The sequence below is a fragment of the Stenotrophomonas sp. YJH_SMC_29 genome (genome assembly GCF_059371235.1).
Genome location: NZ_JCAFUK010000001.1, coordinates 216,753 through 241,055, shown reverse-complemented (window position 1 = coordinate 241,055; position 24,303 = coordinate 216,753). Strand labels below are relative to the sequence as shown.

The 24,303-nt window shown below is 68.2% G+C and carries 23 protein-coding genes and 2 tRNA genes; 5 read left to right on the top strand and 20 right to left on the bottom strand.

Features of this window, described 5'->3' with window-relative positions; translation table 11 throughout:
* Nucleotides 1–7 precede the first annotated feature (7 nt).
* The 8 genes from pgaB to AC5P9I_RS01055 all read right to left on the bottom strand — a co-directional run bounded on the left by pgaB (nt 8) and on the right by AC5P9I_RS01055 (nt 8,969).
* Complete coding sequence (gene pgaB / locus AC5P9I_RS01090; RefSeq protein WP_049468148.1) at nt 8–1,894, bottom strand: poly-beta-1,6-N-acetyl-D-glucosamine N-deacetylase PgaB; 1,887 nt, start codon at nt 1,892–1,894, stop codon at nt 8–10.
* A 1-nt stretch (nt 1,895) separates the two neighbouring features.
* The gene (gene pgaA, locus AC5P9I_RS01085; protein WP_049468151.1) at nt 1,896–3,926 is read right to left on the bottom strand and encodes a poly-beta-1,6 N-acetyl-D-glucosamine export porin PgaA; all 2,031 of its coding nucleotides are present in this window, start codon (nt 3,924–3,926) and stop codon (nt 1,896–1,898) included.
* A gap of 341 nt (nt 3,927–4,267) precedes the next feature.
* Entirely contained in the window at nt 4,268–5,473 is a 1,206-nt protein-coding gene (locus tag AC5P9I_RS01080; RefSeq protein ID WP_049468153.1) for a CynX/NimT family MFS transporter, read from the bottom strand.
* A 221-nt stretch (nt 5,474–5,694) separates the two neighbouring features.
* Nucleotides 5,695–5,771: transfer RNA gene (locus AC5P9I_RS01075), tRNA-Pro, on the bottom strand.
* 139 nt (nt 5,772–5,910) lie between these two features.
* Nucleotides 5,911–5,987 (bottom strand) — tRNA-Pro (locus tag AC5P9I_RS01070).
* A gap of 55 nt (nt 5,988–6,042) precedes the next feature.
* Nucleotides 6,043–6,159 carry a cytochrome bd-I oxidase subunit CydX gene (gene cydX, locus AC5P9I_RS01065; RefSeq protein ID WP_005410354.1) on the bottom strand — a complete coding sequence of 39 codons (117 nt, stop codon included), beginning with the start codon at nt 6,157–6,159 and terminating at the stop codon, nt 6,043–6,045.
* A gap of 53 nt (nt 6,160–6,212) precedes the next feature.
* A complete protein-coding gene (cydB, locus tag AC5P9I_RS01060; RefSeq protein ID WP_049464989.1) occupies nt 6,213–7,364 on the bottom strand; it encodes a cytochrome d ubiquinol oxidase subunit II in 1,152 nt (383 codons plus the stop codon).
* Nucleotides 7,365–7,379: 15 nt separating this feature from the next.
* Nucleotides 7,380–8,969 (bottom strand): cytochrome ubiquinol oxidase subunit I, encoded by a 1,590-nt coding sequence (locus AC5P9I_RS01055; RefSeq protein WP_049464990.1) that lies wholly within the window; start codon nt 8,967–8,969, stop codon nt 7,380–7,382.
* Between the two features lie 228 nt (nt 8,970–9,197).
* On the opposite strand from AC5P9I_RS01055, the gene cydD reads away from it, so the two are divergent.
* Both cydD and cydC read left to right on the top strand, forming a co-directional pair.
* Complete coding sequence (cydD, locus tag AC5P9I_RS01050; RefSeq protein WP_049464992.1) at nt 9,198–10,943, top strand: thiol reductant ABC exporter subunit CydD; 1,746 nt, start codon at nt 9,198–9,200, stop codon at nt 10,941–10,943.
* Nucleotides 10,940–12,613 (top strand): thiol reductant ABC exporter subunit CydC, encoded by a 1,674-nt coding sequence (gene cydC / locus AC5P9I_RS01045; protein ID WP_049464994.1) that lies wholly within the window; start codon nt 10,940–10,942, stop codon nt 12,611–12,613. Before cydD ends, cydC begins: the two co-directional genes overlap by 4 nt.
* Before the next feature lie 91 nt (nt 12,614–12,704).
* Here cydC and AC5P9I_RS01040 read toward each other — a convergent pair whose 3' ends face one another.
* The 11 genes from AC5P9I_RS01040 to ccmA form a co-directional block, all read right to left on the bottom strand.
* Nucleotides 12,705–13,049, bottom strand: coding sequence for a DUF1294 domain-containing protein (locus tag AC5P9I_RS01040; RefSeq protein WP_049464997.1), 345 nt, complete (start codon nt 13,047–13,049; stop codon nt 12,705–12,707).
* Complete coding sequence (metX, locus tag AC5P9I_RS01035) at nt 13,050–14,162, bottom strand: homoserine O-acetyltransferase MetX (protein WP_049464998.1); 1,113 nt, start codon at nt 14,160–14,162, stop codon at nt 13,050–13,052. It abuts the gene before it with no gap.
* A gap of 148 nt (nt 14,163–14,310) precedes the next feature.
* Nucleotides 14,311–15,297: a tetratricopeptide repeat protein gene (locus AC5P9I_RS01030; RefSeq protein ID WP_049465000.1), complete on the bottom strand. Its 987-nt coding sequence runs from the start codon at nt 15,295–15,297 to the stop codon at nt 14,311–14,313.
* On the bottom strand, nt 15,291–15,740 hold the full coding sequence (locus AC5P9I_RS01025) for a cytochrome c-type biogenesis protein (protein ID WP_049465002.1): 450 nt from the start codon (nt 15,738–15,740) through the stop codon (nt 15,291–15,293). Before AC5P9I_RS01025 ends, AC5P9I_RS01030 begins: the two co-directional genes overlap by 7 nt.
* 4 nt (nt 15,741–15,744) lie before the next feature.
* Nucleotides 15,745–16,362 carry a DsbE family thiol:disulfide interchange protein gene (locus AC5P9I_RS01020; protein ID WP_049465004.1) on the bottom strand — a complete coding sequence of 206 codons (618 nt, stop codon included), beginning with the start codon at nt 16,360–16,362 and terminating at the stop codon, nt 15,745–15,747.
* Nucleotides 16,363–16,370: 8 nt separating this feature from the next.
* Nucleotides 16,371–18,290 carry a heme lyase CcmF/NrfE family subunit gene (locus tag AC5P9I_RS01015; RefSeq protein WP_130767879.1) on the bottom strand — a complete coding sequence of 640 codons (1,920 nt, stop codon included), beginning with the start codon at nt 18,288–18,290 and terminating at the stop codon, nt 16,371–16,373.
* Nucleotides 18,291–18,752 (bottom strand): cytochrome c maturation protein CcmE, encoded by a 462-nt coding sequence (gene ccmE / locus AC5P9I_RS01010; RefSeq protein WP_014647764.1) that lies wholly within the window; start codon nt 18,750–18,752, stop codon nt 18,291–18,293. It abuts the gene before it with no gap.
* Complete coding sequence (gene ccmD, locus AC5P9I_RS01005) at nt 18,749–18,937, bottom strand: heme exporter protein CcmD (RefSeq protein ID WP_057493567.1); 189 nt, start codon at nt 18,935–18,937, stop codon at nt 18,749–18,751. The genes ccmE and ccmD overlap by 4 nt, the downstream gene beginning before the upstream one ends.
* On the bottom strand, nt 18,934–19,704 hold the full coding sequence (ccmC, locus tag AC5P9I_RS01000) for a heme ABC transporter permease CcmC (RefSeq protein WP_049465009.1): 771 nt from the start codon (nt 19,702–19,704) through the stop codon (nt 18,934–18,936). Before ccmC ends, ccmD begins: the two co-directional genes overlap by 4 nt.
* A gap of 43 nt (nt 19,705–19,747) precedes the next feature.
* Nucleotides 19,748–20,443, bottom strand: coding sequence for a heme exporter protein CcmB (gene ccmB / locus AC5P9I_RS00995; RefSeq protein WP_006456616.1), 696 nt, complete (start codon nt 20,441–20,443; stop codon nt 19,748–19,750).
* On the bottom strand, nt 20,440–21,009 hold the full coding sequence (gene ccmA / locus AC5P9I_RS00990; protein WP_425513135.1) for a heme ABC exporter ATP-binding protein CcmA: 570 nt from the start codon (nt 21,007–21,009) through the stop codon (nt 20,440–20,442). Before ccmA ends, ccmB begins: the two co-directional genes overlap by 4 nt.
* A gap of 238 nt (nt 21,010–21,247) precedes the next feature.
* Between ccmA and AC5P9I_RS00985 the strand changes: the two genes are divergently transcribed.
* The 3 genes from AC5P9I_RS00985 (at nt 21,248) to AC5P9I_RS00975 (ending at nt 23,762) form a co-directional block, all read left to right on the top strand.
* Nucleotides 21,248–22,396, top strand: coding sequence for a pyridoxal phosphate-dependent aminotransferase (locus AC5P9I_RS00985; protein ID WP_049465014.1), 1,149 nt, complete (start codon nt 21,248–21,250; stop codon nt 22,394–22,396).
* Nucleotides 22,397–22,410: 14 nt separating this feature from the next.
* Nucleotides 22,411–23,217 (top strand): amidohydrolase, encoded by an 807-nt coding sequence (locus tag AC5P9I_RS00980; protein ID WP_049465016.1) that lies wholly within the window; start codon nt 22,411–22,413, stop codon nt 23,215–23,217.
* Between the two features lie 110 nt (nt 23,218–23,327).
* Nucleotides 23,328–23,762, top strand: a complete 435-nt coding sequence (locus AC5P9I_RS00975) for a hypothetical protein (protein ID WP_005417639.1) — start codon at nt 23,328–23,330, stop codon at nt 23,760–23,762.
* A 98-nt stretch (nt 23,763–23,860) separates the two neighbouring features.
* Here the strand turns inward: AC5P9I_RS00975 and AC5P9I_RS00970 are convergent, their stop codons facing one another.
* Nucleotides 23,861–24,106, bottom strand: coding sequence for a hypothetical protein (locus AC5P9I_RS00970; RefSeq protein ID WP_053091662.1), 246 nt, complete (start codon nt 24,104–24,106; stop codon nt 23,861–23,863).
* Between the last annotated feature and the right edge of the window lie 197 nt (nt 24,107–24,303).

Here is a 24,303-nt window from a genome sequence, read left to right as displayed (position 1 = left end):
GTCCACGTCACTTCTCCGGGTACGGGAAGTTGCCGGCGGACATCGCCGCACGGGCATCGTGGGTGGAAGGCTGGTCACCGATGAAGTCGTCCGGGTACCAGGCGAAGTGGTGCACGCCCTGCGCCTGCAGCTGGCGGATCTGCGCACGCAGGCGTTCGGCGGGAATCGGCTGCCCGCTGCGCCAATCGACGGTCTGCAGTTCGAACAGCGTGTGCTGCAGCTGCGGGTCGTGCGCGCGTACTGCGGCCAGCAGCTGGTCGAGCCAGCGTTCCGGCTGCTTGCTGCCTTCCATCCAGGGCATCGCCATCAGCGCGGTCTGGTCGTAGGCCCGGTTGAACAGGTCCAGGCGCTGCGCGAACCAGGCTTCGCTCTGCGGGCGAAGTACCGGCTCGGCATACAGGTTGCGCACCGTTGCCAGTTTCGGCCGCCAGCGCTGCGCGCTGTTGCGCAGGGCCAGGGTGAAGTCGATCAGGGCCTGGGTACGCGCGCTGCCGTCGGCACCGGCGGCCAGCGCGGGCAGCTCGGTGTCGCGCAGGTAGCCATCGTCATGGAACAGCAGCCCCTCGAAATAGGAATTGACCGCCAGATCTTCGTAGATGTCGAGCATGATCTGGCGTGCCTTCGGGTTGGTGAAGTCCAGCCGGTACATGCCGTCGGCATCGCCGTTGCGGATCGCCAGCGCCTTGCGCTGCGCCGGGTCGGGCAGTTCGAAGCCGAGCACCGGCAGCCATGCGTAGACCTTCACGCCCGCGCGCGATTTGAGCTGCCAGGCAACACGGCTGAACAGGTCCGCGCGCATCGGCATGTGCCGGTTGGGAAAGTACAGTGCGTCGGCCGTGTTGTTGCCGTCCGGGTCGGCGAAGGCCTGCAGGTAGACGTGGGTGGGCGCGATGCGCTTGACCCGCTCGACCAGCGCGTCGAGGTTGCGTGCCTGCTGCGCCGGATCCGCGTCGTAGACATCATCCAGGTCGATCTGCAGGGCGCGGATGCCGTCGAGCGCGACGTCACGGCGCAGTTCGTAGGCCAGGCCCTCCACGGTCGGGTTGTTGCTCACCAGCAACCGTGCCAGCCCGTGCAGGTCGCTGGCCACCGGCGTGCTGCGGCCTTCCAGGTCGAACGAGACCGGCATGCCCAGCTGCTCGGCAATGTCGTTGCTCAACTGGTTGTACGCGGCATATGGCCAGACGATGGCGCGCGGGCGCACGCCCAGGTGCTGCTGGATGCGCTGCACGCTGCGCGAAAGATCAGTGCGCAGGCGCTGCTCATACTGCGTCTCGCTCTCGTAGCTGCGCGTGGCCGGGGTGTAGATGCGGGTGACCACGGCGGGCGTGGAGTTTCCCTGCGGATTGGCAAGCACGCCGTGGTGCAGGTCATCGGTGTGGCTGGCCACTTCGATCAGGCCACTGTCGTGCATCTGCTTCAGCTGCGCCCAGGTCACGAAGTCATCGTGGCCGAACCGGCGGTAGCCGTAGTCGATGGTGCGGCCCGGTGCCATGTCCACATAGTCGGTGATCACCGCCACCAGCGCCGGGTAGCGGTAGGCCTGCAGCAGCGGGAAGGCCTTGTCGTAGACGCTGCGCAGGCCATCGTCGAAGGTCAGCAGCACCGGCTTGGGAGGCAGCGTGGCGCGGCCCTGCGAGGCCTCGATCAGCTGCGACAGCGAAACGGGGTGGTAGCCGTGTGCGCCCAGCCAGTCCAGGTGCGCGGCGAAGTTCTGCGTGCTCACCGCGTAGCTGTCGGCATCGCCCTTGGCGGCGACCTGGTCGCGGATGTCGTGGTAGCTGAGGATCAGCAGGCCGTTGTCGATCGCATCGAGATCCAGGGCCTGCTGCGCCGGAGCCGATGGCGCAATGGCCAGCAGCAGGAGCACGATCAGTCGCAGGATGCGGGCCATGTCAGTCTCCCCAGCGCAATGCGGCTTCGAAGCCGATGTGGCGCTCGCGGTGGCCGTCGTAGACCGGCCGTGACCAGCGCACGCCATACTCGAACACGCGGCCGGGACCCAGCTGCCACTCGTGCATGTAGGACACCGTCGGTACCGGTGCACTGCCGAAACCGTCCTGCCAGTAGTCGCCCAGCGAGACGGTCAGGCGATGCCGGAAGTGGCGCTCGTAGTGCCGCCACAGCTGCTGGTCGATGCGCAGCCCGATCTCGACCATGCGGTCGCGCTTCGGGTTGAAGTAGGGCGCATCGTCGCGGCTGCCGCGACTGGTGTAGGCGCTGGCCAGGCCATCGATCAGCCAGCGCGGGCGGGTCAGCAGGCGCTGTTGGACACTGGTGCCGAACAGCTCGCGATGGTTGCCGTCGTCATAGCGGAAGCGGCTCGCGCCGAACGTCCAGTGGGTGAGCTCGCTGCGCCGGTAGTCCACCTGTGCGCTCACGCTGTCGGCGGTGATGCCGGACGCACGCGCCTGCATCGAGGCCTCCGGGTCATTGCGTGCGACCACCAGGCCGGCGTGCCAGGAATCGGTGAACTGCCAGCCGACGCCGAAGCGCAGGCCGGTGTCGCCGATGTGGTCGTTGGCGCGCAGCACCGCCGCTTCCGCATCCAGCCGCCCGAAGCGGTAACGCACGCCCGCACCCAGCCACAGCGGATCGATGCGCTGGTCCTGGAAGTCGGTCGAGCGCCGGTCGGCCAGGGCGAACAACCGCCAGCGGTCATCAAGGAGCGGTGTCTCCACTTCCACGCCGTAGTGGCGGTCGTTGTTGCCCAGTGGCGAGGTGCCACCGCCCCCGGAGCTGCGGCCGATGTCGGTCCAGGCCTTCAGTTGCCAGCCGCGATGCGCGCGCCAGGCCTGGTCCATGCGTTCGACCGCCGGTTGGGTGGGGTAGCGCGCGACCAGGTCATCGTGCAGCGGCCGCGCCAGGTCGTCGCGCTGCAGGGCGACATAGGCCTCTTCCATGCCCAGCCGCGGTTCGATGTCTCGCGGGTCGAGCGCGTGTGCCATCTGCTGCCGTTGCAGCGCCCGGCGTGGCCAGCCGCGCATCATGTAGACGCTGCCCAGCGCACTCTGCAGGCCGCCGTTGCCCGGTGCGATGTCGACCATCGATTCCAGGTCGTGCTGCGCGGTGCGCAGGTCACCGCTGTAGGCGCGCACCATCGCCAGGTTGAGATCGGCCTCGTAGCGCGACCAGTTCGCGTACGGTGCCTTGCCGTTGCTCCAGCGCCACGCCGGTTCCTTGTCGCGCCATGCCTGCAACAGGTCGATGGCCTTTTCCTGCTGTTCGCTTTCCAGATAGGCATAGGCCAGCTCCGAATGCGAGGCATCGCGCGTCGGGTCGCCTGCCACCGCCGCCTGCAGTACCGGAATGGCTTCCTCCGGATGCAGGGTGCCCATCAGCGAATCGCCGACGGCGGGCAGCACGTAGTCGGGCAGGGTGTGGCCTTCGGCCTGCAGCGCCCGTGCTTCCTCGCGCACCTGCGCATGGCGGCCCAGCCGGTTGAGCAGGATCAGCCGGTCCATGCGGATGCGTAGTGGTGCCTGCGAGGGTGGGGTGCCTTCGCCGCCGAGGTAGCGCTGCATGCGGGCCAGGGTCGATTCGGCCTCTTGCAGGCGGCTGTCCTCGCTGCTGCTGTAGGCCAGGCTCCAGACCACCAGCTTGGCCAGGTAGTCACCTTCCAGGCGCTGCTTCTGGGCGGCATCGAACAGTTGCGGGCGCTGCTGGTACAGCTCCCACGCGCGCCAGGCGTTGCCGATGTCGCCCAGCGTCAATACGCGCAGCTTGAACAGCAGGTCGTCATCGGGCTGTTGCTGGCTGGCGCGCTCGATCGCGCCCAAGGCATCCAGCCAGCGGGCCTGGTCGCGGTAGTGGCCGATCTCGGCCAGGGCCGCCTCGCGGCCGCTCGGTGGAGCAGCGCTGCTGGCCCAGGCCAGCGCGGTACAGGCAAGGCCGACGCAGAGCGCCAGCCGACGGTGGACAACCATTGGGGACCCCCTTGGCTTCCAAACCAGACAACCTGAAAAATGTGACGCACATCACATGCCAGCGTTTGGCGTGGCCGTGGCCCGCGTCACTCCCTTCGTGCATTCCCGCCCAGCGAAGACGGATACAACCCGGACAGCGACCTGCAATGTCTTGTCTGAAACGAGAGTCCCCCGCACACCGAGTGGTGGCCTGGGCGGCGGTGCCGCCCCCATGCCCGATGCCGGCACGCGGCAAGGATGGGCATTCGTGGGCACTATCCGCCCGGAATTGTCAGCCCGGCGTCAAAATTCCCCGGGTGGCTGACGAGCGGTAGGTGGGGCCGTCTGGCGGCCCCGGCCGGTTACCAGAGATCTTCCAGTTTGCGCGGCTTGCAGGCCACCCACGAGGCGCACAGCATCAGCGTGGCGCAGCCGAACAGGAAGCTGAACGGGAGGGTCCAGCCCGTGCTGACGGTGTGCAGCCAGCCGACCAGGAACGGGCCCAGGCAGCTGAAGCTGTAGCCCACGCCCTGCATGAAGCCGGACAGCGCGGCCGAACCGGTCGGGGTGCGGGTGCGCAGGTTGATCAGGGTCAGCGCCAGCGGGAAGGTGGACGGGCCCACGCCGAGCAGGCAGGCCCACAGCAGCGGTGCCTTCATCGGTGCCAGCAGCAGGCCGGCGAACGCGATCACGAACGAGGAATAGCCGATCAGCACCAGCGGGAACGGGTTCTGCATGCGCACCGCCATCGACGGGATGACCAGCGACGGCAGCAGCCCCAACGCGGAGAACACCGCCACCATCACGCCACCGAACGCGGGCGTGCCGCCGGCCTCGACCACGATGCGCGGCAGCCAGGTGAACATCGAATAGGTCATCAGCGAGGTCATGCCGAACATCAGCGTCATGCTCCAGCCCAGTGACGTGCGCCAGACCCTGCCGTGTGGCTGCGCGGCCGGATCGGTGGCGTCGGCCTGCGGCGCCGGTGCGCGCCTGGCCAGCAGCAGCCATGGCAGTGCAGCGGCGAGCGCCAGCAGCGCCCACATGCCCAGCGAGACCCGCCAGCCGGCCGCATTGGCCACCGGCACCGCCAGCAATGCCGGCAGCATCGTGCCCAGCTGCAGCACGCTGATGTACAGGGTGCTCATGGTGCCGACCTTGTTGGCGAAGTAGCGCTTCACCAGCGGCGGGACCACCACGTTGCCGATGCCCATGCCGGCCAGCGCCACGACCGAACCGAGCAGCAGCGTGCCGACGTTGCCGGCGCTGGAGCGCAGCAGCAGGCCGGCCATCGCCATCACCATCGCCAGCAGCGTGGTGCGTTCCAGGCCCAGGCGCCGCGCCAGCGCCGGCGTGGCCACGCCGAACAGCGCGAACGAGGCGGTCGGCAGCATGCCCAGCACGCCGGTCATGGTGGTGCCGAAGCCGAACTGCTGGCCGAGCACGTCCAGCAGTGGCGTGATCGAGGTGACTGCCGTGCGCAGGTTGATCGCGGCCAGCAGGATGGCGGCGAAAGCCAGCACGCGCCCGTGCAGCAGCGACGGCGAATCGGAAGGGGAGGAACTCATCGGTGGTCCTTGCAGGTGTCGCATGCCCGGGCAATGGCATGCAGCGCCGGCATCGGTCTACGCCGAAGCGGCAGGTGGGGGAGTGGCTGCAGGCAAGCCGGCAGCGCGGCCATTGTACGTGCGCGCTCCGGCAAGGTCCCGTCATGCGGGCGGCCTGGCGGCTGATACAAAAAAACCCGGAGGACAGTGACGTCTTCCAGGCTTCTTGGTGACCACCGAAGTGGTCGGGGAGACAGGATTCGAACCTGCGACCTCTACGTCCCGAACGTAGCGCTCTACCAGACTGAGCTACACCCCGAAGGGAGCCGCCTATTCTAGCGATTCACCCCGGTGGCGGCAAGGGGTAAATGCTGTTCCTTCACACTGCCGAAGCGGTGTCACTTCAGGGAACAAAAAAGCCTGGATGACTTCACCAGGCTTCAATGCGACCACCGAAGTGGTCGGGGAGACAGGATTCGAACCTGCGACCTCTACGTCCCGAACGTAGCGCTCTACCAGACTGAGCTACACCCCGAAGGAGCCGCCTAAGATACCGTGTGAAGGCCAGGGCGGCAAGGTTTTTTTACAGCTCAGCGACGATTTTCCTTCTCGATGCGGTTCTGCTCGCGGGCTTCGAACCACATGCCGTTGAGGATGGCCACCGTCGAGGCGAGACCGGCACCGAGAATCCAGGCGAAGTACCACATGGTCAATCTCCTTAGTTCAAGGGTGTGCCGGCGGTCGGCCGGCACACCGGCAATCAATAGGCGTTCGGGTTGTTGCCCATCTCTTCGGTGGTGGTCTTGCCCTTCAGCACGCGGTACACCCAGGTGGTGTAGGCGAGGATGATCGGCAGGAACACCGCCGTGGCCAGCAGCATGATCCAGAGGGTCAGGTGGCTGGACGAGGCATCCCACACGGTCAGGCTGGAGGTGGGCTGGCTCGAGGACGGCAGCAGGAACGGGAAGATGGCGAAACCGACGGTCAGGATAATGCCGGCGATGGCCGCACCCGAAGCGATGAACGCCAGTCCGCCGCGACGGGCCCGCAGCAGCGCCGCACTGGCCAGCAGGCCGGCCAGGCCGAGCAGCGGGGCCAGGATCGTGGCCGGCATCGCGCTGTAGTTGCGCATCCAGCCACCGGCGGCGCCGAGTTCGGCGGTCTTCAGCAACGGATTGGTGGCGCCATCGGTAACCACCTGCGAGGTGATCTGGTAACCCGGCAGGCCGAAGGCCACCCAGGCGCCGCCCACCGCGAACAGCACGAAGGCGATGATCGCCGCGATGCTGCCGAAGCGGGCGGCACGCTCGGCCACCGGGCCATCGGTCTTCAGCACCAGCATGGCGGCACCGTGGGCGACCAGCATCGACACGCTGAGCAGGCCGGCCAGCAGCGCGAAGGGCATCAACAGGCCGAAGAACGAGCCGGTGTAGAAGATGCGCATGCTGTCATCGAAGTGGAACGGCACGCCCAGCACCACGTTGCCCACCGCCACGCCCATGATCAGCGCCGGGATGAAGCCGCCGATGAACAGCGCCCAGTCCCAGGTGTTGCGCCAGCGCTCGCTCGGCATCTTGCTGCGGAACTTGAAGCCGACCGGGCGCAGGATCAGCGCGAACAGGATCACGAACATCGCCAGGTAGAAGCCCGAGAAGCTGACCGCATACAGCGGCGGCCAGGCGGCGAAGATCGCACCGCCGCCCAGGATCAGCCACACCTGGTTGCCTTCCCAGACCGGGCCGATGGTGTTGATCACCCGGCGGCGTTCGGCATCGTTGCGGGCGACGAAGGGCAGCAGGGTGCCCACGCCCAGGTCGAAGCCGTCCATCACGGCAAAACCGATCAGCAGGATGCCGAGCAGGAGCCACCAGATCACGCGCAGCGTGGTGTAGTCCAGAAGAATGAAGTCCATCTTGGTTCTCCTGCCTCAGGCCTGGCCGGCGGCGGGCGCCGAGGCATTGTGGGAAGCATGCGGCTGGGGCGACTGCAGCGACGGCAGCAGTTCGTCCGGACCCTTGCGGATCGCCTTGAGCATCAGCTTGATCTCGACCACGATCAGTGCGGTGTAGATCGCGGTGAAGCCGGCCAGGGTCAGCACGATTTCATGCAGGGCCAGGCCCGATGCCGCATAGAAGGTCGGCAGCACGCCATCGACCGCCCACGGCTGGCGGCCGTATTCGGCGACGAACCAGCCGCACTCGATCGCGATCCACGGTGCCGGCAGCGTCCACAGGGCCAGCTTGAGGAACCAGCGCTTGTCCTGGAAGTTGTTGCGGCACGAGTAGTAGAACGCCAGCGCGAAGAAGGCGATCAGGTAGAAGCCCAGGCCGGCCATCACGCGGAAGGTCCAGAACAGCGGCATCACGCGCGGCACGGTGTCCATCGCCGCCTGCGAGATCTCCTGCGGGGTGGCGTTGAGGATGTCATCGCGGTAGCGCTTGAGCAGCAGGCCGTGGCCCAAGTCCTGCCAGTGGCGGTCGAACATCTCGCGCGCTTCGAGGTCGTTCTTGTTGGCACGCAGGCGTTCCAGCGCACCGTAGGCCAGCTGGCCACCACGCACGCGGTGTTCGGCGCGCTCGACCAGCTCCAGGATGCCCGGGATCGGCTGGTTCAACGAACGGGTGGCGATCAGGCCCATCAGGTAGGGGATCTTCACCGCGTAATCGTTCTGGTGGGTGGTCTGGTTGGGAATGCCGAAGGCGGTGAAGTCGGCCGGCGCACGCTCGGTCTCCCACATCGCTTCGATCGCGGCCAGCTTCATCTTCTGGTGTTCGCTGGCGGCGTAGCCGCTCTCGTCACCCAGCACCACCACCGACAGCGACGACAGCAGTCCGAACGCTGCGGCCACCGCGAACGAACGACGGGCCAGGTCCTTGTGCTTGTTGCGCAGCAGGAACAGGGCGCTGATCGCCATCACGAACACCGCACCGGTCACGTAGCCGGCGCTGACGGTGTGCACGAACTTGGCCTGCGCCACCGGGTTGAACACCACCGCCATGAAGTCGACCACTTCCATGCGCATGGTTTCCGGGTTGAACACCGCACCGGTCGGGTTCTGCATCCAGCCGTTGGCGACCAGGATCCAGATCGCCGACAGGTTGGTACCCAGCGCCATCAGCCAGGTCACCATCAGGTGCTTGACCTTGGTCAGGCGGTTCCAGCCGAAGAAGAACAGGCCGACGAAGGTGGCTTCCAGGAAGAAGGCCATCAGGCCTTCGATGGCCAGCGGCGCACCGAAGATGTCACCCACGTAGTGGCTGTAGTACGACCAGTTCATGCCGAACTGGAATTCCATGACGATGCCGGTGGCGACGCCCATGGCGAAGTTGATGCCGAACAGGACGCCCCAGAACAGGGTCATCCTGCGCCAGATCTCCTTGCCGGTCATCACGTACACGCTCTCCATGATGGCCACCATGAAGGACAGGCCGAGGGTGAGCGGTACGAATAGGAAGTGGTACATCGCGGTCAGCGCGAATTGCAGCCGCGACAGTTCTACGACTGTCTGATCAATCATGGCCTGGCTACCTCGTTGGATAGTGCCGTTGCAGGTGGCGGGAAGGGTGGTCTACGACGTGAATGATGTGACCGACTACTTCAAACAGCCTTGATCCAGATCAATGTATGAACAGGTGCCCCGGTTGATCGTATGCCAACCTGATGAAGACTGCGACCGCCGGCCGCAGGGGTGGGCGGTTGCCTGCGCCTACAATGCCGTGTCTCCCCTGTTTGCCGTGAAGACCCCTTGAGCGCCGCCGAACCGACCCCTGACGGCCTGTCCCAGGACGCCGAAACGACCCGCCAGCGGCGCGCCCGCAGTGCATGGCTGGCCGATCTGGCACGGCCCGCGCGCGGCCGCCAGCGCCTGGCGGCGATGTGCATCAGCCTGTCCGGCGCCCTGTTGATCGGCCAGGCGGCTGCCATCGCCTGGCTGGTGCAGCAGGTGCTGGTGGAGCGCGCGCCGCTGGCCCCGGGGCTGCCGGTGCTGGCAGGGCTGGCGGTGATCCTGGTGCTGCGCACGCTGCTGGGCAGCGCCACCCAGGCGGCCGCCGGCGATGTGGCCGATGCCGCGCGGCTGGCCCTGCGTGAGCGCGTGTTCGCGCGCCTGCTCGGCCATGGACCACTGTGGCTGCGCCAGCGCCGCACCGGCGAACTGGGCGAACTGATGCTGCATCACGGTGATGCGATCGAGAGCTATTACAGCGGGTTCCTGCCGGTGCGCACCGAAGTGGTGGTGGTGCCGCTGCTGATCCTGGCCGCAGTCGCCTGGGTTGACTGGGTGGTGGCGCTGATCCTGCTGTTCACCGCGCCGCTGGTGCCGTTCTTCATGATGCTGGTGGGGTGGGGCGCCGAAGCCGCTGGCCGCGCCCAGTTGGGGGAGCTGGCGCGGATGAGTGGCCATTTCGCCGATCGCATCAAAGGCCTGGGCCTGCTGCGCCTGTATGGTCGCGGTGACGCCGAACTGGCCGGCGTGGAGGCCGCCGCCGAAGGCGTGCGCGTGCGCACCCTGAAGGTGCTGCGCATCGCCTTCCTGTCGTCTACGGTGCTGGAGTTCTTCGCCTCGGTGAGCGTGGCGATGGTGGCGCTGTACCTGGGCCTGAGCTACCTGGGCATGATGTCGCTGCACACAGCGGTGCCGACACTGGGCGCGGGCCTGTTCTGCCTGTTGCTGGCGCCGGAGTTCTACGCGCCGCTGCGCCGGCTGGCCGCGCACTACCACGACCGCGCCAATGCACTGGCCGCCGCCGCCGAAGTGGAACGCCTGCTGCAGTCGCTGCCGGACGAGCAGGGCCTGATCGAAAGCGAGGCTGTGCCGCTCGCGGTGGAGCCGGCCGAGGCCGCGTTGCCGCCGCTGCAGGCGCAAGGGCTGGTACTGCGCCCGCTGGGGGCGCCGCAGGATGTGCTGCGGGATCTGGACGTGCTGTTGGAACCGGGCCAGCGCCTGGCGCTGGTCGGTCCCAGCGGTTCCGGCAAGAGCACGTTGCTGGAGGCGCTGGCCGGGTGGTTGCCACCCCGTGCCGGCAAGCTGCAGGTGCGGCCGGGCGTACAGGTGGCCTATGCCAGCCAGCGGCCGTACCTGTTCCACGGCAGCATCGCCGACAACCTGCGCCTGGCCGATCCCGGTGCCAGCGAGGCGCGCCTGCGCGCGGTCGCCGAGGCCGCGCAGGTGGTGCAGTTTGCCCAGCGCCTGCCGCAGGGGCTGGACACGGTGATCGGCGAGCGCGGCTTCGGCCTGTCCGGTGGCGAGGCGCGCCGTATCGGCCTGGCCCGGCTGTTGCTGCGGGACCCGCAGGTGCTGCTGCTGGACGAGCCCACCGCGTTCCTGGATGCCGACACCGAAGCCGCGTTGCTGCGCAGCCTGGCGGCCTATGCGCGTGGCCGCAGCGTGGTGGTCGCTACCCACAGCCCGGCGGTGATCGCCTGGGCCGACCGCTGCCTGCTGTTGCCGGAAGGGCGTCTGCTGGAACCGGCACAGGCGGTGCGCGCATGAGCCGTTCACCCGATACGCTGCGCGCGGTGTTCCTGCGCCATCGTCCGCGCCTGCTGCTGACCGTCCTGCTGCTGTGGACCACGATGCTGGCCGGCACCGCTCTGCTGGGCCTGTCCGGTGGGTTCCTCACTGCGGCCGCGCTGGCCGGTGCGGCCGGCCTCGGCCAGGGCTTCAATTTCTTCTCGCCGTCGGCGGGCATCCGCGGCCTGACCATGGCGCGCATCGTGTCGCGCTACTTCGAAAAGCTGATCGGCCACGATGCCACGCTGCGCATCGCCCGCGATCTGCGCGTGTGGTTCTTCCGCCGCGCGCTGCCACTGGCACCGGCGCGGCTGGGTGCTACCCGCACCGGCGAGCTGCTGGCCCGGCTGCTGGGCGACATCGGCGAAGTGGACGGCCTGCTGGTGCGTGCGATCGGGCCACTGCTGGCATTGGCCGCGCTGTCGCTGGTCGCGGTGGCATCGGCGGCGCTGATCCTGCCGTCGGCGGCGCTGCTGCTGGCGGTGCTGGCGGTGCTGATCGCCTTCGGCGTGCCATGGCTGGGCGTGCGGGGGCGTGACGATGAAGAGGCCGACCGCGCCGCGCATCGCGCCGCATTGCGGACCGCGGCCTTTGAAGGGCTGGAAGGCGCCGGCGACCTGGCCGCGCTGCACGCCGACGCGGCGTGGCAATTGAAGGTGCGCGTGGCGGCCAAGCAGCTGGCCTCGCGTGATCGCCGCCGCCGCTGGCGCCTGATCGCGGCCTCGACCCTGCACGGCCTGGTTGCCGGACTGGGCCTGGTGGCGATGCTGGCGCTGGCCCTGCACGCAGCCGAACAGCAGCGCATTGCAGCGGAGATGGCTGCGGGCCTCGTGTTCCTGACGGTGGCGCTGATTGAATTGTGGGCCGGCATGGGCCTGGCCTGGCAGTCGCTGCAGTCCGGGCGCATCGCCGCTGATCGCCTGCAGGCCATCGTCGGGCAGCCCCCGGCGGTGGAGGATCCCCAGGTACCGCAGCCGGTGCCGCAGGCGGCGCGCGTGCACTGGGATGACGTGCATTTCCAGTGGCCGGGTGCCGCGCGGCCGGTGTTATCCGGCCTGCAGTTGACCCTGGCACCGGGGGAACGCATCGCCATCCGCGGCGACAGCGGCAGCGGCAAGACCACGCTGTCCAGCCTGCTGCTGCGGCTGTGGGATCCGCAGCACGGGCGAATCACCTATGGTGGCCGCGACCTGCGCGACGTGGCCCAGGCCGAGTGGCACCGACAGCTTGCGTGGCTGCCCCAGAACGCGCCGGTGTTTGCCGGCAGCGTGGCCGAGAACCTGCGGCTGGGTGATCCCGAGGCCAGTGACGCCGCATTGTGGGCAGTGCTGCGCCGCGTGCGCCTGGGGGAATGGGCCGAGCGCAACGGTGGCCTGCAGGCGTGGGTGGGCGAGAACGGCGCGACGATGTCGGCCGGCCAGGCACGGCGGCTGGCGCTGGCGCGCGCGCTGCTGCGCGCTGCGCCGATCCTGCTGCTGGACGAACCGACCGAGGGCCTCGACGTGGATACGGCGCGCGCGCTGCTGCAGGACCTTTCCGGCCTGCTGGACGGGCGCAGCCTGCTGATGATCACCCACGACGATCTGCCCGAAGGCGTGGTCGACGCGCAGTACCGGTTGCGTGATGGGGTCCTGGTGCGCGAAGCGTGAACGGTCGTGCCGACCGCTGGCCGGCAACCTCGTGGCACTTGATACGGATACGGAATTGCCGGCCAGCGGCCGGCACTACCGCAGCGGGTGGTTACCGCGACAGCTCGCGCAGCATCACCGCGATCGAGGCTACGTTGGCCAGCACGCACAGCCAGAACACCCACTGGAACGCAGCCTTGCGGTGCTTGTGGCGGAACAGCGCCTGGCCAAGCAGCGCCCCCGGCCAACCGCCGGCAAAGGCCAGCAGCTGCAGGGTGCGCTCGGGAATCCGCCACTGCTTGCGCTGCGCGGCGCGCTTGTCGTGGCCATACAGGCCGAACGACACCGCACTGGCCAACAGGCACCAGCCACCCAGCCACAGCGGCAGCACACCGCTGACCATCAATGCGGCCAGCGCGCCGAACGCGGCCAGCGCGAGGTTGCGCCGCCAGGCCACTTACAGCGCGTCGAGGAAGCCGCGCACGGCCGGGCCGAAACGTTCGAAGTCGACGAGGAAGGCGTCGTGGCCCTGCGGCGATTCCAGGCCGATGAAGTGCGCATCGGCACCGCCGGCCCGCAGGCCATCGGCAACCTGTTGCTGCTGCTGTACCGGGAACAGGATGTCGGTGTTGGCGCCGATCGCCAGCGCCTTCTCCACACGGATCTTCGCCAGCCCGGCCAGCACGTCGCCGTCGGCATACTCGGCCAGGTCGAACCAGTCCATCGAGCGGCTCAGGTACAGGTAGCAGTTGGGGTCGAAGAAACGCACGAAGCGTCGTGCATGGCCTTCCAGGTAGCTTTCCACCTGGAACTCCAGGCCGAACGGATCATCATCGGTCTGGTCCGAATCCAGCCGCACGCGGCCGAAGCGGCCATCCCACTCCAGCGCCGAGCGGTAGGTGATCACGCCCAGCTTGCGCGCCATGCGCATGCCGGACTCCGGGTACTCGGCATCGTCGTAGTGGCCGCCGTTCCAGCGTGGATCCAGGCGGATCGCCTCGCGCTGCAGCGAACGGATCGCGATCGAGAATGGCAGCGCCTGCGCACTGCCGGAAATGTTGATGTGGCTGCGCGCGATGCCCGGATGCAGCATCAGGATGGCCAGCGCGGTCATGCCGCCCATCGAATTGCCGATCACGCACGCCAGTTGCGTGATGCCCAGTGCCCGCACCACCTCGATGGCGGCGCGCGCGCCGTCTTCGATCGACAGCTCGGGGAAGTCCAGGCGATAGGGCTCACCGCTGGCCGGATCGAGCGAGGCGGGGCCGGTCGAGCCCTTGCAGCTGCCCAGCGAATTCACGCACACCACGAACCAGCGATGGGTGTCGATCGGTTTGCCGGGGCCTACCATCGCTTCCCACCAGCCGGGTGCGGGGTTGGCCTCGTTGGCCGCCGCATGCGCGTCCGGCGACAGACCGGTCACGATCAGGATCGCATTGCTGGCGTCGGCCGCCAGGGTGCCCCAGGTTTCGTAGGCCACGCGTGCGCCGTGCAGGGCGCCGCCGCGCTTGAACGGAAAGGGGGAGGGCAGGGCGTGGAAGCGGGTGCCGGGCGGGATGAATTCGGTCATGCAGGCATTCTAGCGGGGCGGCATGTGGAGCTGGCGACACGCTGGTTTCCATCGGCGATGCAGGTAGTGCCGGCCGCTGGCCGGCAACCTCATGAATCCTGATGCGCCTGCGTGGTTGCCGGCCAGCGGCCGGCACTACCGCGGCGCGTTATGGGAAGCGCAGCTCCACCACGCCCTCATGCGGCAGGCTCACCTTCACCGGCACGCTCTGCAGGTCGCCCTCGCTGCGGTTGGCGCTGCCGGAGCGCGAGATGCGCGCCAGCACTTCCACTTCGCGATGGGCCGACAGCGGCGCGGTCGGCATTGGACTGTCGGCATCAGTCAGACCGACCGGGTCCGGAAAACCGGCCAGCGGCAGCTTGCGTGCGGCCACCGGCATCGGCGGTCCACCCACGGCGCGGGCCATGACGAACACCCGGGTACTGGCGGGCCACTCAGTGCTTTTCAGCGCAGGCAGCTGCACGCGCACCTGCAGCAGCGCCGGCGGCGCCGCGCCGGTATCGGGCGCCTGGCCGGCGGCCTCGCGGGCGATGGCGATCTGCGCCTGCAGCGCCTGCGCGGCGCCCGGTTCGAGCCGGGGCAGCAGGTCGCTCCACACGTCAGCGGCCTCGGCGTTCTTTCCGCGCTGGCGCAGGGCGATGCCGAGCAGCCAGCTGGCACGTTCGGCATCGGGTGCCTGTGCACGCGCCTGCTGCAGCCAGGCCATCGCGGTGTCATCGAACTGCTTGCCGGCATCGGCCTGCGCGCGCGCCTGTGCGGCTTCCACCAGCACGCCGGGATCTTCCGGGGCGAGTGCGGCGGCGCGCGCGAAGGCATCCGCTGCGGCGGCCACGTTGCCGAGTTCGGCCTGCGAACGGCCCAGCAGGGCCCAGCCATCGGCCCGCTGCGGGTCATCCTTCAGCGCATCCTGCAGGGCCTGCACGCCATCGCGCAGCGTCGCCACCGAGGCCGTCGACGGCACCTGCGCGGCACGCGGGTCACCGACCAGCAGGTACAGGCAGGCGCCGGCCACGCCCAGTGCGAGTACGCCCAGCGCGAAACCACGGCGACCCTGGCCGCGCAGTGGCCACAGCACCAGCGCGGCGGTCAGCGCTGCCACCAGACCGGCCACGAGCGGTAGCCAGGCACTCACCATCCGTCTCCTTCATCGGTGTTGCCGGCCGGTGCGGCCGTGACGTCCCGGCCACGGCGGCGGACGATGCGCAGCACCACCAGCGCGCCGGCGCCGAGCACCAGCAAGGGGCCGCCCCACAGCAGCCAGGTACCCGGCTGCAGGGGCGGTTGATAGAGCACGAAGTCGCCATAGCGGGCGACCAGGAACTGCTTGATCTGTGCGTCGTCGTGGCCCTGCTGCATCAATTGCAGCACCTCCCGGCGCAGGTCCTGGGCGATCTGCGCGTTGGAGTCGGCCAGCGACTGATTCTGGCACTGCACGCAGCGCAGCTGCGCGGCCAGGTCGTGGAAGCGGCGTTCTTCGGCGCCGTCGCGGAACTGCAGTGGCTGCGGGTCGTGCAGTGGCTGCTGGGCCAGCGCGGCCAGCGGCAGCATCAGAAGCAGCAACGCCAGCAGCCAGCGCATGGGTTCAGGGCGCCGTATGCAGGGTGTTGCCGGCACTGCCCTGCGCTTTCTCGATCTTCTGCAGTGCCGGGATCAGCTTCTCGTCGACCACGCGCTGGGTCATCGCACCACTGTATTTCCAGCGCACGATGCCGCTGCCGTCGACCAGGAAGGTTTCCGGTGCGGCGGTCACGCCCCAGTCGATCGCGGTGCGGCCTTCCACGTCGCTGAGCACGACCATGAACGGGTTGCCGAGCTGTTCCAGCCAGTGCAGCGCGTCCTTCGGATCATCCTTCCAGTTGTAGCCGATCACGCGCACGCGCTTGCTCTCGGCAAAGCGGGTCAGCACCGGGTGTTCCTCGCGGCAGGCCGCGCACCAGCTGCCCCACACATTCAGCAGGTACGGCGCACCGCGCAGGTCGTCGCTGTGCACGATCATCTCCGGATCGTGCAGCACCGGCAGCGCGAACGCCGGTGCCGGCTTGTCGATCAGCGGCGACGGCAGTATGTCGCGCTGCGGGTCGCCCGATTTCATCACCCCATAGATCATCAGCCCGAGCAGGCCGAAGAAGAACAGCACGCCGATCACGATGGCTACCGGCGGCAGCGGGCGGGAGGGGCGAGGGGCGGGGGACTCGGACATGGAAACTCCTACGGACGACGGAAACGGCGGTCGGCGGCGGTGATGAATCCGCCCAGGGCCATCAACAGCGCGCCCAGCCAGATCCAGCGCACGAACGGCTTGATGTGGACCCGGACCGCCCATGCATTGTTGCCCAGCGGCTCGCCCAATGCCACGTAGACATCGCCGTCGAAGCGTGCATCGATGCCGGCCTCGGTCATCACCTGGCCGCCGCTGGCGTACTGGCGCTTCTCCGGGTGCAGCAGGGCCAGCTCGCGGCCGTCGCGGTAGACGCGCAGATGGCCACGGTCGGCGATGAAGTTCGGGCCTTCGCGATGGTCCACGCCTTCGAAGCGGACTTCGTGGCGGCCGACCACCAGCTGCTGGCCCGGTGCCAATGCAACTTCGCGCTGCACGTTCAGCGCCTCCACCAGCAGCGCGCCAGCCAGGAACACGGCGATGCCGGCGTGGGCGATGATCATGCCGAGCATTTCGGCGGTGAAGCGGCCATTGCCGCGCAGTCGCTGCCAGACGAAGCGTGCGGTGCCGAGTGCAACCCAGGCCGCTGCAGCCACGCCGATGCCGGCCTTCCAGCCGTTCTGTGGCGCCCGCCACCAGGCCAGCGCGCCCAGCAGCAGTGCCAGGCCCAGCCACGGTGCCAGCAGCGCGAAGGCGCGCGCGGGCTGGTCACGCTGCCATTTCACCAGCGGGCCGAACGGCAGCAGCAGGATCATCGGCGCCATCAGCAGCAGGAACAGGCTGCCGAAGTAGGGCGGGCCGACCGAGATCTTGCCCAGCGACAGCGCGTCGGCCAGCAGCGGGTACAGCGTGCCGAGCAGCACCATCGCGCAGGCGGTGGCCAGCAGCAGGTTGTTGGCCAGCAGCAGGGTCTCGCGCGAGGCAGCGGTGAAGCCGCGGCGTGGGTCATCGGCATCCACGCTCAGCTGGCGGGCACGCAGCGTGTACAGCAGCAGGCTGCCGCCGACCAGCACCGACAGGAACACCAGGATGAACAGGCCGCGCGACGGATCGGCGGCGAACGAATGCACGCTGGTCAGCACGCCCGAGCGCACCAGGAAGGTGCCCAGCAGTGACAGCGCGAAGGCGGCGATCGCCAGCAGCAGGGTCCAGCTGCCGAAAGTGCCGCGCTTTTCGGTGACGGCCTGTGAGTGGATCAGTGCCGCACCGACCAGCCACGGCATGAAGCTGGCATTTTCCACCGGATCCCAGAACCACCAGCCGCCCCAGCCCAGCTCGTAGTAGGCCCACCAGCTGCCCAGCGCGATGCCCAGGGTCAGGAAGCCCCACGCGACGTTCGTCCACGGCCGCGTCCACCGCAGCCAGCGTGCGTCGACACGGCCTTCCAGCAGTGCCGCCACCGCGAATGCAAACGGCACCGCGAAGCCCACGTAGCCGATGTACAGCATCGGCGGGTGGATGATCAGCCCCGGGTCCTGCAGCAGCGGGTTGAGATCGCGGCCTTCCAGCGGTGCCGGGTTCAGGCGCAGGAACGGATTGGAGGTGAAGATCAGGAAGGCAAGGAAACCGACGCTGACCACGCCCATCACCGCCAGCACGCGCGCCAGCACCGGCGTGGGTAGCTGGCGCGAGAACAGCGCCACCGCGCCGGTCCACAGCGCCAGCACCAGCGCCCACATCAGCAGCGAGCCTTCGTGCGCGCCCCAGACCGCCGAATAGCGGTACATCATCGGCAGCAGCGAATTGGAGTTCTCGGCCACGTAGCGCACCGAGAAATCCTGCTGCACGAACGCGGCGGTCAGTACCGCGAACGCGCCGGCGAGCAGCAGCAGCTGCGCGACGGCGGCCGGCCGTGCCGCCGCCATCCAGGCCGCATTGTTGCGATGCGCACCGGCCAGCGGCAGGCCGGCCTGCAGCAGCGAGGCCAGCAATGCGCACAACAGCAGGATCTGACCCAGTTCGGGCAGCACTCAGCGCACCTCGGGTGCCGTCACCGGCACGTCGTGCTTGCGATGGGCGTCGCCCATCTTGTCGGCCACTTCCTTCGGCACGTACTTCTCATCGTGCTTGGCCAGCACTTCGTCGGCGACGAAGGTGCCATCCTGCAGGCGGCCGCTGGCGACCACCGCCGTGCCTTCGGCGAACATGTCCGGCAGGATCCGCGACGTGGTCACTGCCAGCTGCGCGTCGCCGTCGGTCACCTCGAAGCGTGCCTCCAGCGAGCCGACCGGTCGGTTGAAGGAACCTTTCACCACCATACCACCGAGGCGGAAGCGCGACTGTGCATCGACATCGCCGCGCAGCACTTCCGAAGGCGTGTACAGGTAGGCGATGTTGCGCTCCAGTGCCATCGCCACCAGTGCGGTGGCCAGGCCGGAGGCGAGCAGGGCCAGCAGCACCCACACCAGGCGGCGACGCTGTACCGGGGTCATCGTTCCAGCTCCGTCGACAGCGGCGTCGCTGCGTCCGGCCTCCCGGCGCGGGTCTGCTGGCGCTGCTGGCGGGCCAGTGCCAGCCGGCGCGCAACGCGCAGGCGCAGCCACGAACCGATGGCATCGGCGCCGAGCACCAGTACGAACACGGCGTAGGCGCCGATCACATAGGGCAGGTGGGTCATGGCTGTGCCTCCCCGGCCGGGCGTTGGGCATCGACGCGGCCACCGACCCAGGCCTTGCCGGCCTCGCGGTCGAGATTGTCGGCGCGGGCCTTGGCCAGCACCGAACCGGCGAACCAGAACTTGGTGCCGATCACCATCCACCACAGCGGCGCGATCATCGCGCTGCTGATGGCCGATTCACCGAACACGCTGATCGACTGGCGCTGGTGCAGGCCGCCCCACCAGTCCACCGAGTAGCGGATCACCGGCAGCAGGCTGACACCGACGATGGCCAGCAGGCCGGCCGCGCGCGCGGCGCTGCGGCGGTCCTCGATGGCGTGGTACAGGCCGATCACGCCCAGGTACAGGAACAGCAGCACCAGCTCGCTGGTCATGCGCGGGTCCCAGTCCCACCAGGTGCCCCAGGTGCCCTTGCCCCAGATGCTGCCGGTCAACAGGGTGATCAGGGTGAAGCCGGCGCCCATCGGCGCGCAGGCCATGGCCAGGATCTCGCAGACCTTGATCCGCCAGATCAGCGCGATGGCCGCATACAGCGCCATCAGCGCGAACACGAACAGGCTCATCCAGGCGCTGGGCACGTGAATGTAGAGGATGCGGAAGCTGTCCAGCTGCTTGGCTTCCGGTGGCACCACCAGCAGCGCCTGCCACATGCCGACCAGCAGCACCGGTACCGCAACCAGGTAGAACACCCGCGACCAGCGGGCAGCGAAACGATCGAACGTGGGAGGCGAACCGAGTTGGTGGAACCAGCGGACAATCGGATTCATGCGTGGCGGCTATCCAGCAGGGGTGGATTGGCTCTCAGCTCGGTCAACTCAGAGAAATGCGTATTGCAGCGGCAGTGGCCAGCGGCGCCAGCACCAGCGCGACCAGCAGGCCAGCGCCCAGCATCAGCAGCGCACCGACCGGATCCTGCCCGCGCCCGGCTGCCGCCAGGCTGCCCGCGCCGAACACCAGCACCGGCACGTACAACGGCAACGACAGCAGCGCCACGAGAATACCAGAGCGTCGGATGCCGACGGTCAGCGCGGCGACCACGCCCCCGATCAGGCTCAGCAACGGCGTTCCCAGTAGCAACGATGCCAGCAACATCGGCAGCTGGTCATGCGGCAGATGCAGCATTTCGGCCAGCAGCGGGCTGACCACGATCAGCGGCAGCGCGGTGGTGGCCCAATGCAGCAGCACGCGCACCAGCACCAGCCAGGCCAGCGGCACCGGCGCCAGCAGCCATTGTTCCAGCGAGCCGTCTTCGGCGTCGGAACGGAACAGCGAATCCAGCGACAGCTGTCCGGCCAGCAACACGGCCAGCCACAGCACTGCACCGGCGGTGGCGGCCAGCAGCTGTGGTTCGCGGCCCTGGGCCAGGGCGAACAGCACCACTACCAGCACCGCGAACAGCAGCGGTTGCAGCGCGTCGCCGCGGCGGCGCCAGAGCAGGCGCAGGTCGCGCTTGAGCAGGGCGCCTGCGGTCTGCCACAGGCCCGGTTCGGTGCCCGGCGCGATCATGCGGCACCGCCGAGGTCGAGCTGGCGGGTGCGCACCGGCGGTGCGGCATAGGCGCCGTGGGTGGTGACCAGCGCAGCGCCACCGGCGCGCAGGTGCGCCGAAATCATCCGGTTGACCAGGGTGATGCCCTCCAGGTCGAGGTTGGCATAGGGCTCGTCGAGCAGCCACAGCGGCGCTGGCGACAGCCAGATGCGCGCCAGTGCCAGCCGCCGCTTCTGCCCGGCCGACAGGTGCCGCACCAGGGTGTCCTCGTAGCCCGCCAGGCCGACGATCGCCAGTGCGTTGCCGGGCATCTGCCGGGCACGCCGGCCATGCAGGCCGCACAGGAAGTGCAGGTTCTCCAGCGTACCGAGGTCCGGCTTCAGCGCCGGCAGATGGCTGAGGTAGGCCACGTAGCGCGCACGCTCGGCATTGCTGGCCGGCTTGCCGTCGATCCGTACCTGGCCGGCACCGGGCCGGGCCAGGCCGGCCAGCACGCGCAGCAGGGTGGTCTTGCCGGCGCCATTGCCGCCCTGCACCAGCAGGGCCTCGCCGGCGTCCACATGGAACTCCAGCGGGCCGAACACCGGCTCGTCATTGCGGGAGAAGCTCAGGCCGCTGGCGGCCAGCAATGCAGGGGTGTTCAAGGGGCAGGGGTCTTCATGCCGGAGTGCGGCGGCAATTGTAGCGGTGAATGCCGATGGTAGTGCCGGCCGCTGGCCGGCAATTTCGCACCTGCCAGCCGAGGTTGCCGGCCAGCGGCCGGCACTACCGGCGCGCGGATTGCGTAAACTCGGATCCCTTGTTCCCCCACAGTCCAGGCCGATGCAACCCACCACCAAGCTGCCCAAGGTCGGTACCACGATCTTCACCGTGATGTCCCAGCTCGCCGCCGAACACGGCGCGGTCAACCTGGGCCAGGGGTTCCCGGACTTTTCCGCGCCGCAGCGCCTGATCGACGAGACCGCCAAGGCGATGGCGGCCGGCCTCAACCAGTATCCGCCGATGACCGGCGTCGCGCCGCTGCGCCAGGCCATCGCGCAGAAGTCGCTGGACCTGTACGGCGCCACCATCGACCCGGACACCGAAATCACCGTCACCAGCGGCGCCACCGAGGCTATCTTCAATGCCATCCACGCCGTGGTGCGTGCCGGTGAGGAAGTCATCGTGCTCGATCCGGCCTATGACTGCTACGAGCCGGCGATCGAGCTGGCCGGGGCCACCGCCGTGCACGTGCCGCTGGACCCGCAGACCTTCGCCGTGGACTGGGACCGCGTGCGCGCGGCGATCACCCCGCGCACCCGCATGCTGATGGTCAATACCCCGCACAACCCGTCCGGTGCGATGCTGGACGAGGCTGACATGCAGGCGCTGGCCGCGCTGCTGCGCGGCACGCAGATCTACCTGATCTCCGATGAGGTGTACGAGCACATCATCTACGACGGTCGCCGCCATGAGTCGGCGCTGCGCTATCCGGAACTGCGCGAGCGCACCTTCGTCATCTCCAGCTTCGGCAAGACCTACCACTGCACTGGCTGGAAGATCGGCTACGCCGTGGCGCCGCCGTTGCTGACCGCTGAATTCCGCAAGGTGCACCAGTACAACACGTTCACCAGCTTTGGCCCGGCCCAGTACGGCTTCGCCGCGATGATCCGCGACGAACCCGAACACCACCTGGAACTGGGCGCGTTCTACCAGGCCAAGCGCGACCGTTTCCGCGAGCAGCTCGCCGGTACGCGCCTGAAGGCGCTGCCGGTGCCGGGTGGCTACTTCCAACTGGTGGACTACTCGGCCATCAGCGACCTGCCCGACCATGAGTTCGTGAAGTGGTTGACCATCGAGAAGGGCGTCACCGCCATTCCGCTGTCGCCGTTCTACGAGACTCCGCCGGCCGGCCAGCGCCTGGTGCGCCTGTGCTTTGCCAAGAACGAAGCGACCATGGACGCGGCGATCGAACGCCTGCGGCTGCTGTGAGCGGAGGCGTGGACATGAATGACCTGCGCATTTCCCTCGTCCAGGGTGACACCCGCTGGCACGATCCGGCCGGCAACCGCGCCTACTACGGCGCGCTGCTCGCACCGCTGGCCGGCACCACCGACCTGGTGATCCTGCCGGAGACCTTCACCAGTGGCTTCTCCAATGACGCCATCGCCCAGGCCGAAGGCATGGATGGCCCGACCGTGGCCTGGGTGCACGAACAAGCGAAGGCGCTGGACGCGGCGGTGATCGGCAGCGTGCAGCTGCGTGATGGCGCGGGCGTGTACAACCGCCTGCTGTTTGCCACGCCCGAGGGCGAGCTGCAGTACTACGACAAGCGCCACCTGTTCCGCTACGGCGGCGAGCACGAACGCTATGCTGCTGGCCGCGAACGCCTGAGCGTGGAATGGAAGGGTTGGCGGATCAATCCGCAGGTCTGCTACGACCTGCGTTTCCCGGTGTTCTGCCGCAACCGCTACAACGTCGAACGCCCGCAGCAGCTGGATTTCGACCTGCAGATCTTCGTCGCCAACTGGCCGTCGGCGCGCGCCTATGCGTGGAAGACCCTGCTGCGTGCGCGGGCAATCGAGAACCTGTGCTTCGTGGCGGCGGTGAACCGCATCGGCGTCGATGGCAACCAGCTGCACTACGCCGGCGACAGCGCAGTGCTGGATTTCCTCGGCCAGCCGCAGGTGGAGATCCGCGAGCGCGAACAGGTGGTCACCACCACCATCTCGGCCGAGGCGCTGGCCGCCCACCGCGCGCGTTTCCCGGCGATGCTCGATGCCGATGCCTTCCACCTGGACGAGCAGGCCTGATACAGCACGACGGCGGCTGAATGCCTGCCACGCAGCGCGCGCGCCTGCATCCAACGTGCACGTGCGCGCTGCTAGATTCGCCGGCAGTCGATCGAACTGGAAGTCCCGCCATGAACAAGCCCTTCGCCCTGCTGCTGGCCCTGTCCGCTGCCACGCTGGCCCCGGCCGCGCACGCCGCCGGCAACCTCGATTGCCAGCTGCGCTACAACCTGTCCGGCTGGTCGTTGATCTACAAGACTGCGTCGGGCAACGGCACCGTCAGCTGCAGCAACGGCGCCAGCCTGCCGGTGCGCATTGAAGTGAAGGGCGGCGGCCTGACCGTGGGCAAGTCGAAGATCACCAATGGCCGCGGCAGCTTCACCGGCGCGGTGAGCGTCAACGAGCTGCTGGGCACCTACGCCTCGGTCGGTGCGCATGCCGGCGCGGTGAAATCCAGCAATGCGCAGGTGATGACCAAGGGCGACATCTCGCTGGCCCTGTCTGGCACCGGCAAGGGCTGGGACCTGGGTGTGGACGGCGCCGCCTTCACCATCAGCCGGCGCTGACAACAAAAAAGGGGACGGAGGGGATTAAGTCGCTTTTGCCTCAAAGGGGCGAAAGCGACTTAATCCCCTCCGTCCCCCTTTTCTTGCCGAAGGTGCTGTCAGGTGCCTTCGGTGTTGGTGCGTACGTTGAGCTTCCAACGGATCGGGCCTTGTTGCGGGGTATGCACGTGCTTGGGTTGGGGCGGGAAGGGATCGTTCCTGTTGCAGGTGACCTCGCGCTTGCAGCCCAGGCATCGATAGATGCCTGAAACCTCAACCTTGTCGGCAGGCCCATAAATGGTGTTCCACCACCGGTTGGTGGCAGTGCCCAGCCCCAGGACGGATTCGGAGGTGTGCCAAGCCATTGCGGCTCCTGTGTGTAGTATGGATGACACAGGCACGATAGTTAGGCCTCGCGCGTCATGCAGCGACGCGTGACACAAACAGCTCGTTTTCAAAGAATTCCTAGTTCTCGCTTTGCGTCCGCCCATGGCGTGGATCCACCCGGGGGGGCGACCTGCCAGGTAAAGAAAAACCCCGGCCGGAGCCGGGGTTTTTCATG

Bases quoted from the DNA above. Each gene is read 5' to 3' on its own strand.
- ccmE (WP_014647764.1), bottom strand. From the start codon at position 18,752: ATGACCCCGGTACAGCGTCGCCGCCTGGTGTGGGTGCTGCTGGCCCTG.
- AC5P9I_RS01055 (WP_049464990.1), bottom strand. From the start codon at position 8,969: ATGATTGATCAGACAGTCGTAGAACTGTCGCGGCTGCAATTCGCGCTG.
- AC5P9I_RS01080 (WP_049468153.1), bottom strand. From the start codon at position 5,473: ATGAGTTCCTCCCCTTCCGATTCGCCGTCGCTGCTGCACGGGCGCGTG.
- AC5P9I_RS00970 (WP_053091662.1), bottom strand. From the start codon at position 24,106: ATGGCTTGGCACACCTCCGAATCCGTCCTGGGGCTGGGCACTGCCACC.
- ccmC (WP_049465009.1), bottom strand. From the start codon at position 19,704: ATGAATCCGATTGTCCGCTGGTTCCACCAACTCGGTTCGCCTCCCACG.
- pgaA (WP_049468151.1), bottom strand. From the start codon at position 3,926: ATGGTTGTCCACCGTCGGCTGGCGCTCTGCGTCGGCCTTGCCTGTACC.
- pgaB (WP_049468148.1), bottom strand. From the start codon at position 1,894: ATGGCCCGCATCCTGCGACTGATCGTGCTCCTGCTGCTGGCCATTGCG.
- AC5P9I_RS00985 (WP_049465014.1), top strand. From the start codon at position 21,248: ATGCAACCCACCACCAAGCTGCCCAAGGTCGGTACCACGATCTTCACC.
- cydC (WP_049464994.1), top strand. From the start codon at position 10,940: ATGAGCCGTTCACCCGATACGCTGCGCGCGGTGTTCCTGCGCCATCGT.
- ccmB (WP_006456616.1), bottom strand. From the start codon at position 20,443: ATGATCGCGCCGGGCACCGAACCGGGCCTGTGGCAGACCGCAGGCGCC.
- AC5P9I_RS01030 (WP_049465000.1), bottom strand. From the start codon at position 15,297: ATGGTGAGTGCCTGGCTACCGCTCGTGGCCGGTCTGGTGGCAGCGCTG.
- AC5P9I_RS00980 (WP_049465016.1), top strand. From the start codon at position 22,411: ATGAATGACCTGCGCATTTCCCTCGTCCAGGGTGACACCCGCTGGCAC.
- AC5P9I_RS01020 (WP_049465004.1), bottom strand. From the start codon at position 16,362: ATGTCCGAGTCCCCCGCCCCTCGCCCCTCCCGCCCGCTGCCGCCGGTA.
- ccmD (WP_057493567.1), bottom strand. From the start codon at position 18,937: ATGACCCACCTGCCCTATGTGATCGGCGCCTACGCCGTGTTCGTACTG.
- AC5P9I_RS01025 (WP_049465002.1), bottom strand. From the start codon at position 15,740: ATGCGCTGGCTGCTGGCGTTGCTGCTTCTGATGCTGCCGCTGGCCGCG.
- AC5P9I_RS00975 (WP_005417639.1), top strand. From the start codon at position 23,328: ATGAACAAGCCCTTCGCCCTGCTGCTGGCCCTGTCCGCTGCCACGCTG.
- cydB (WP_049464989.1), bottom strand. From the start codon at position 7,364: ATGGACTTCATTCTTCTGGACTACACCACGCTGCGCGTGATCTGGTGG.
- metX (WP_049464998.1), bottom strand. From the start codon at position 14,162: ATGACCGAATTCATCCCGCCCGGCACCCGCTTCCACGCCCTGCCCTCC.
- cydX (WP_005410354.1), bottom strand. From the start codon at position 6,159: ATGTGGTACTTCGCCTGGATTCTCGGTGCCGGTCTCGCCTCGACGGTG.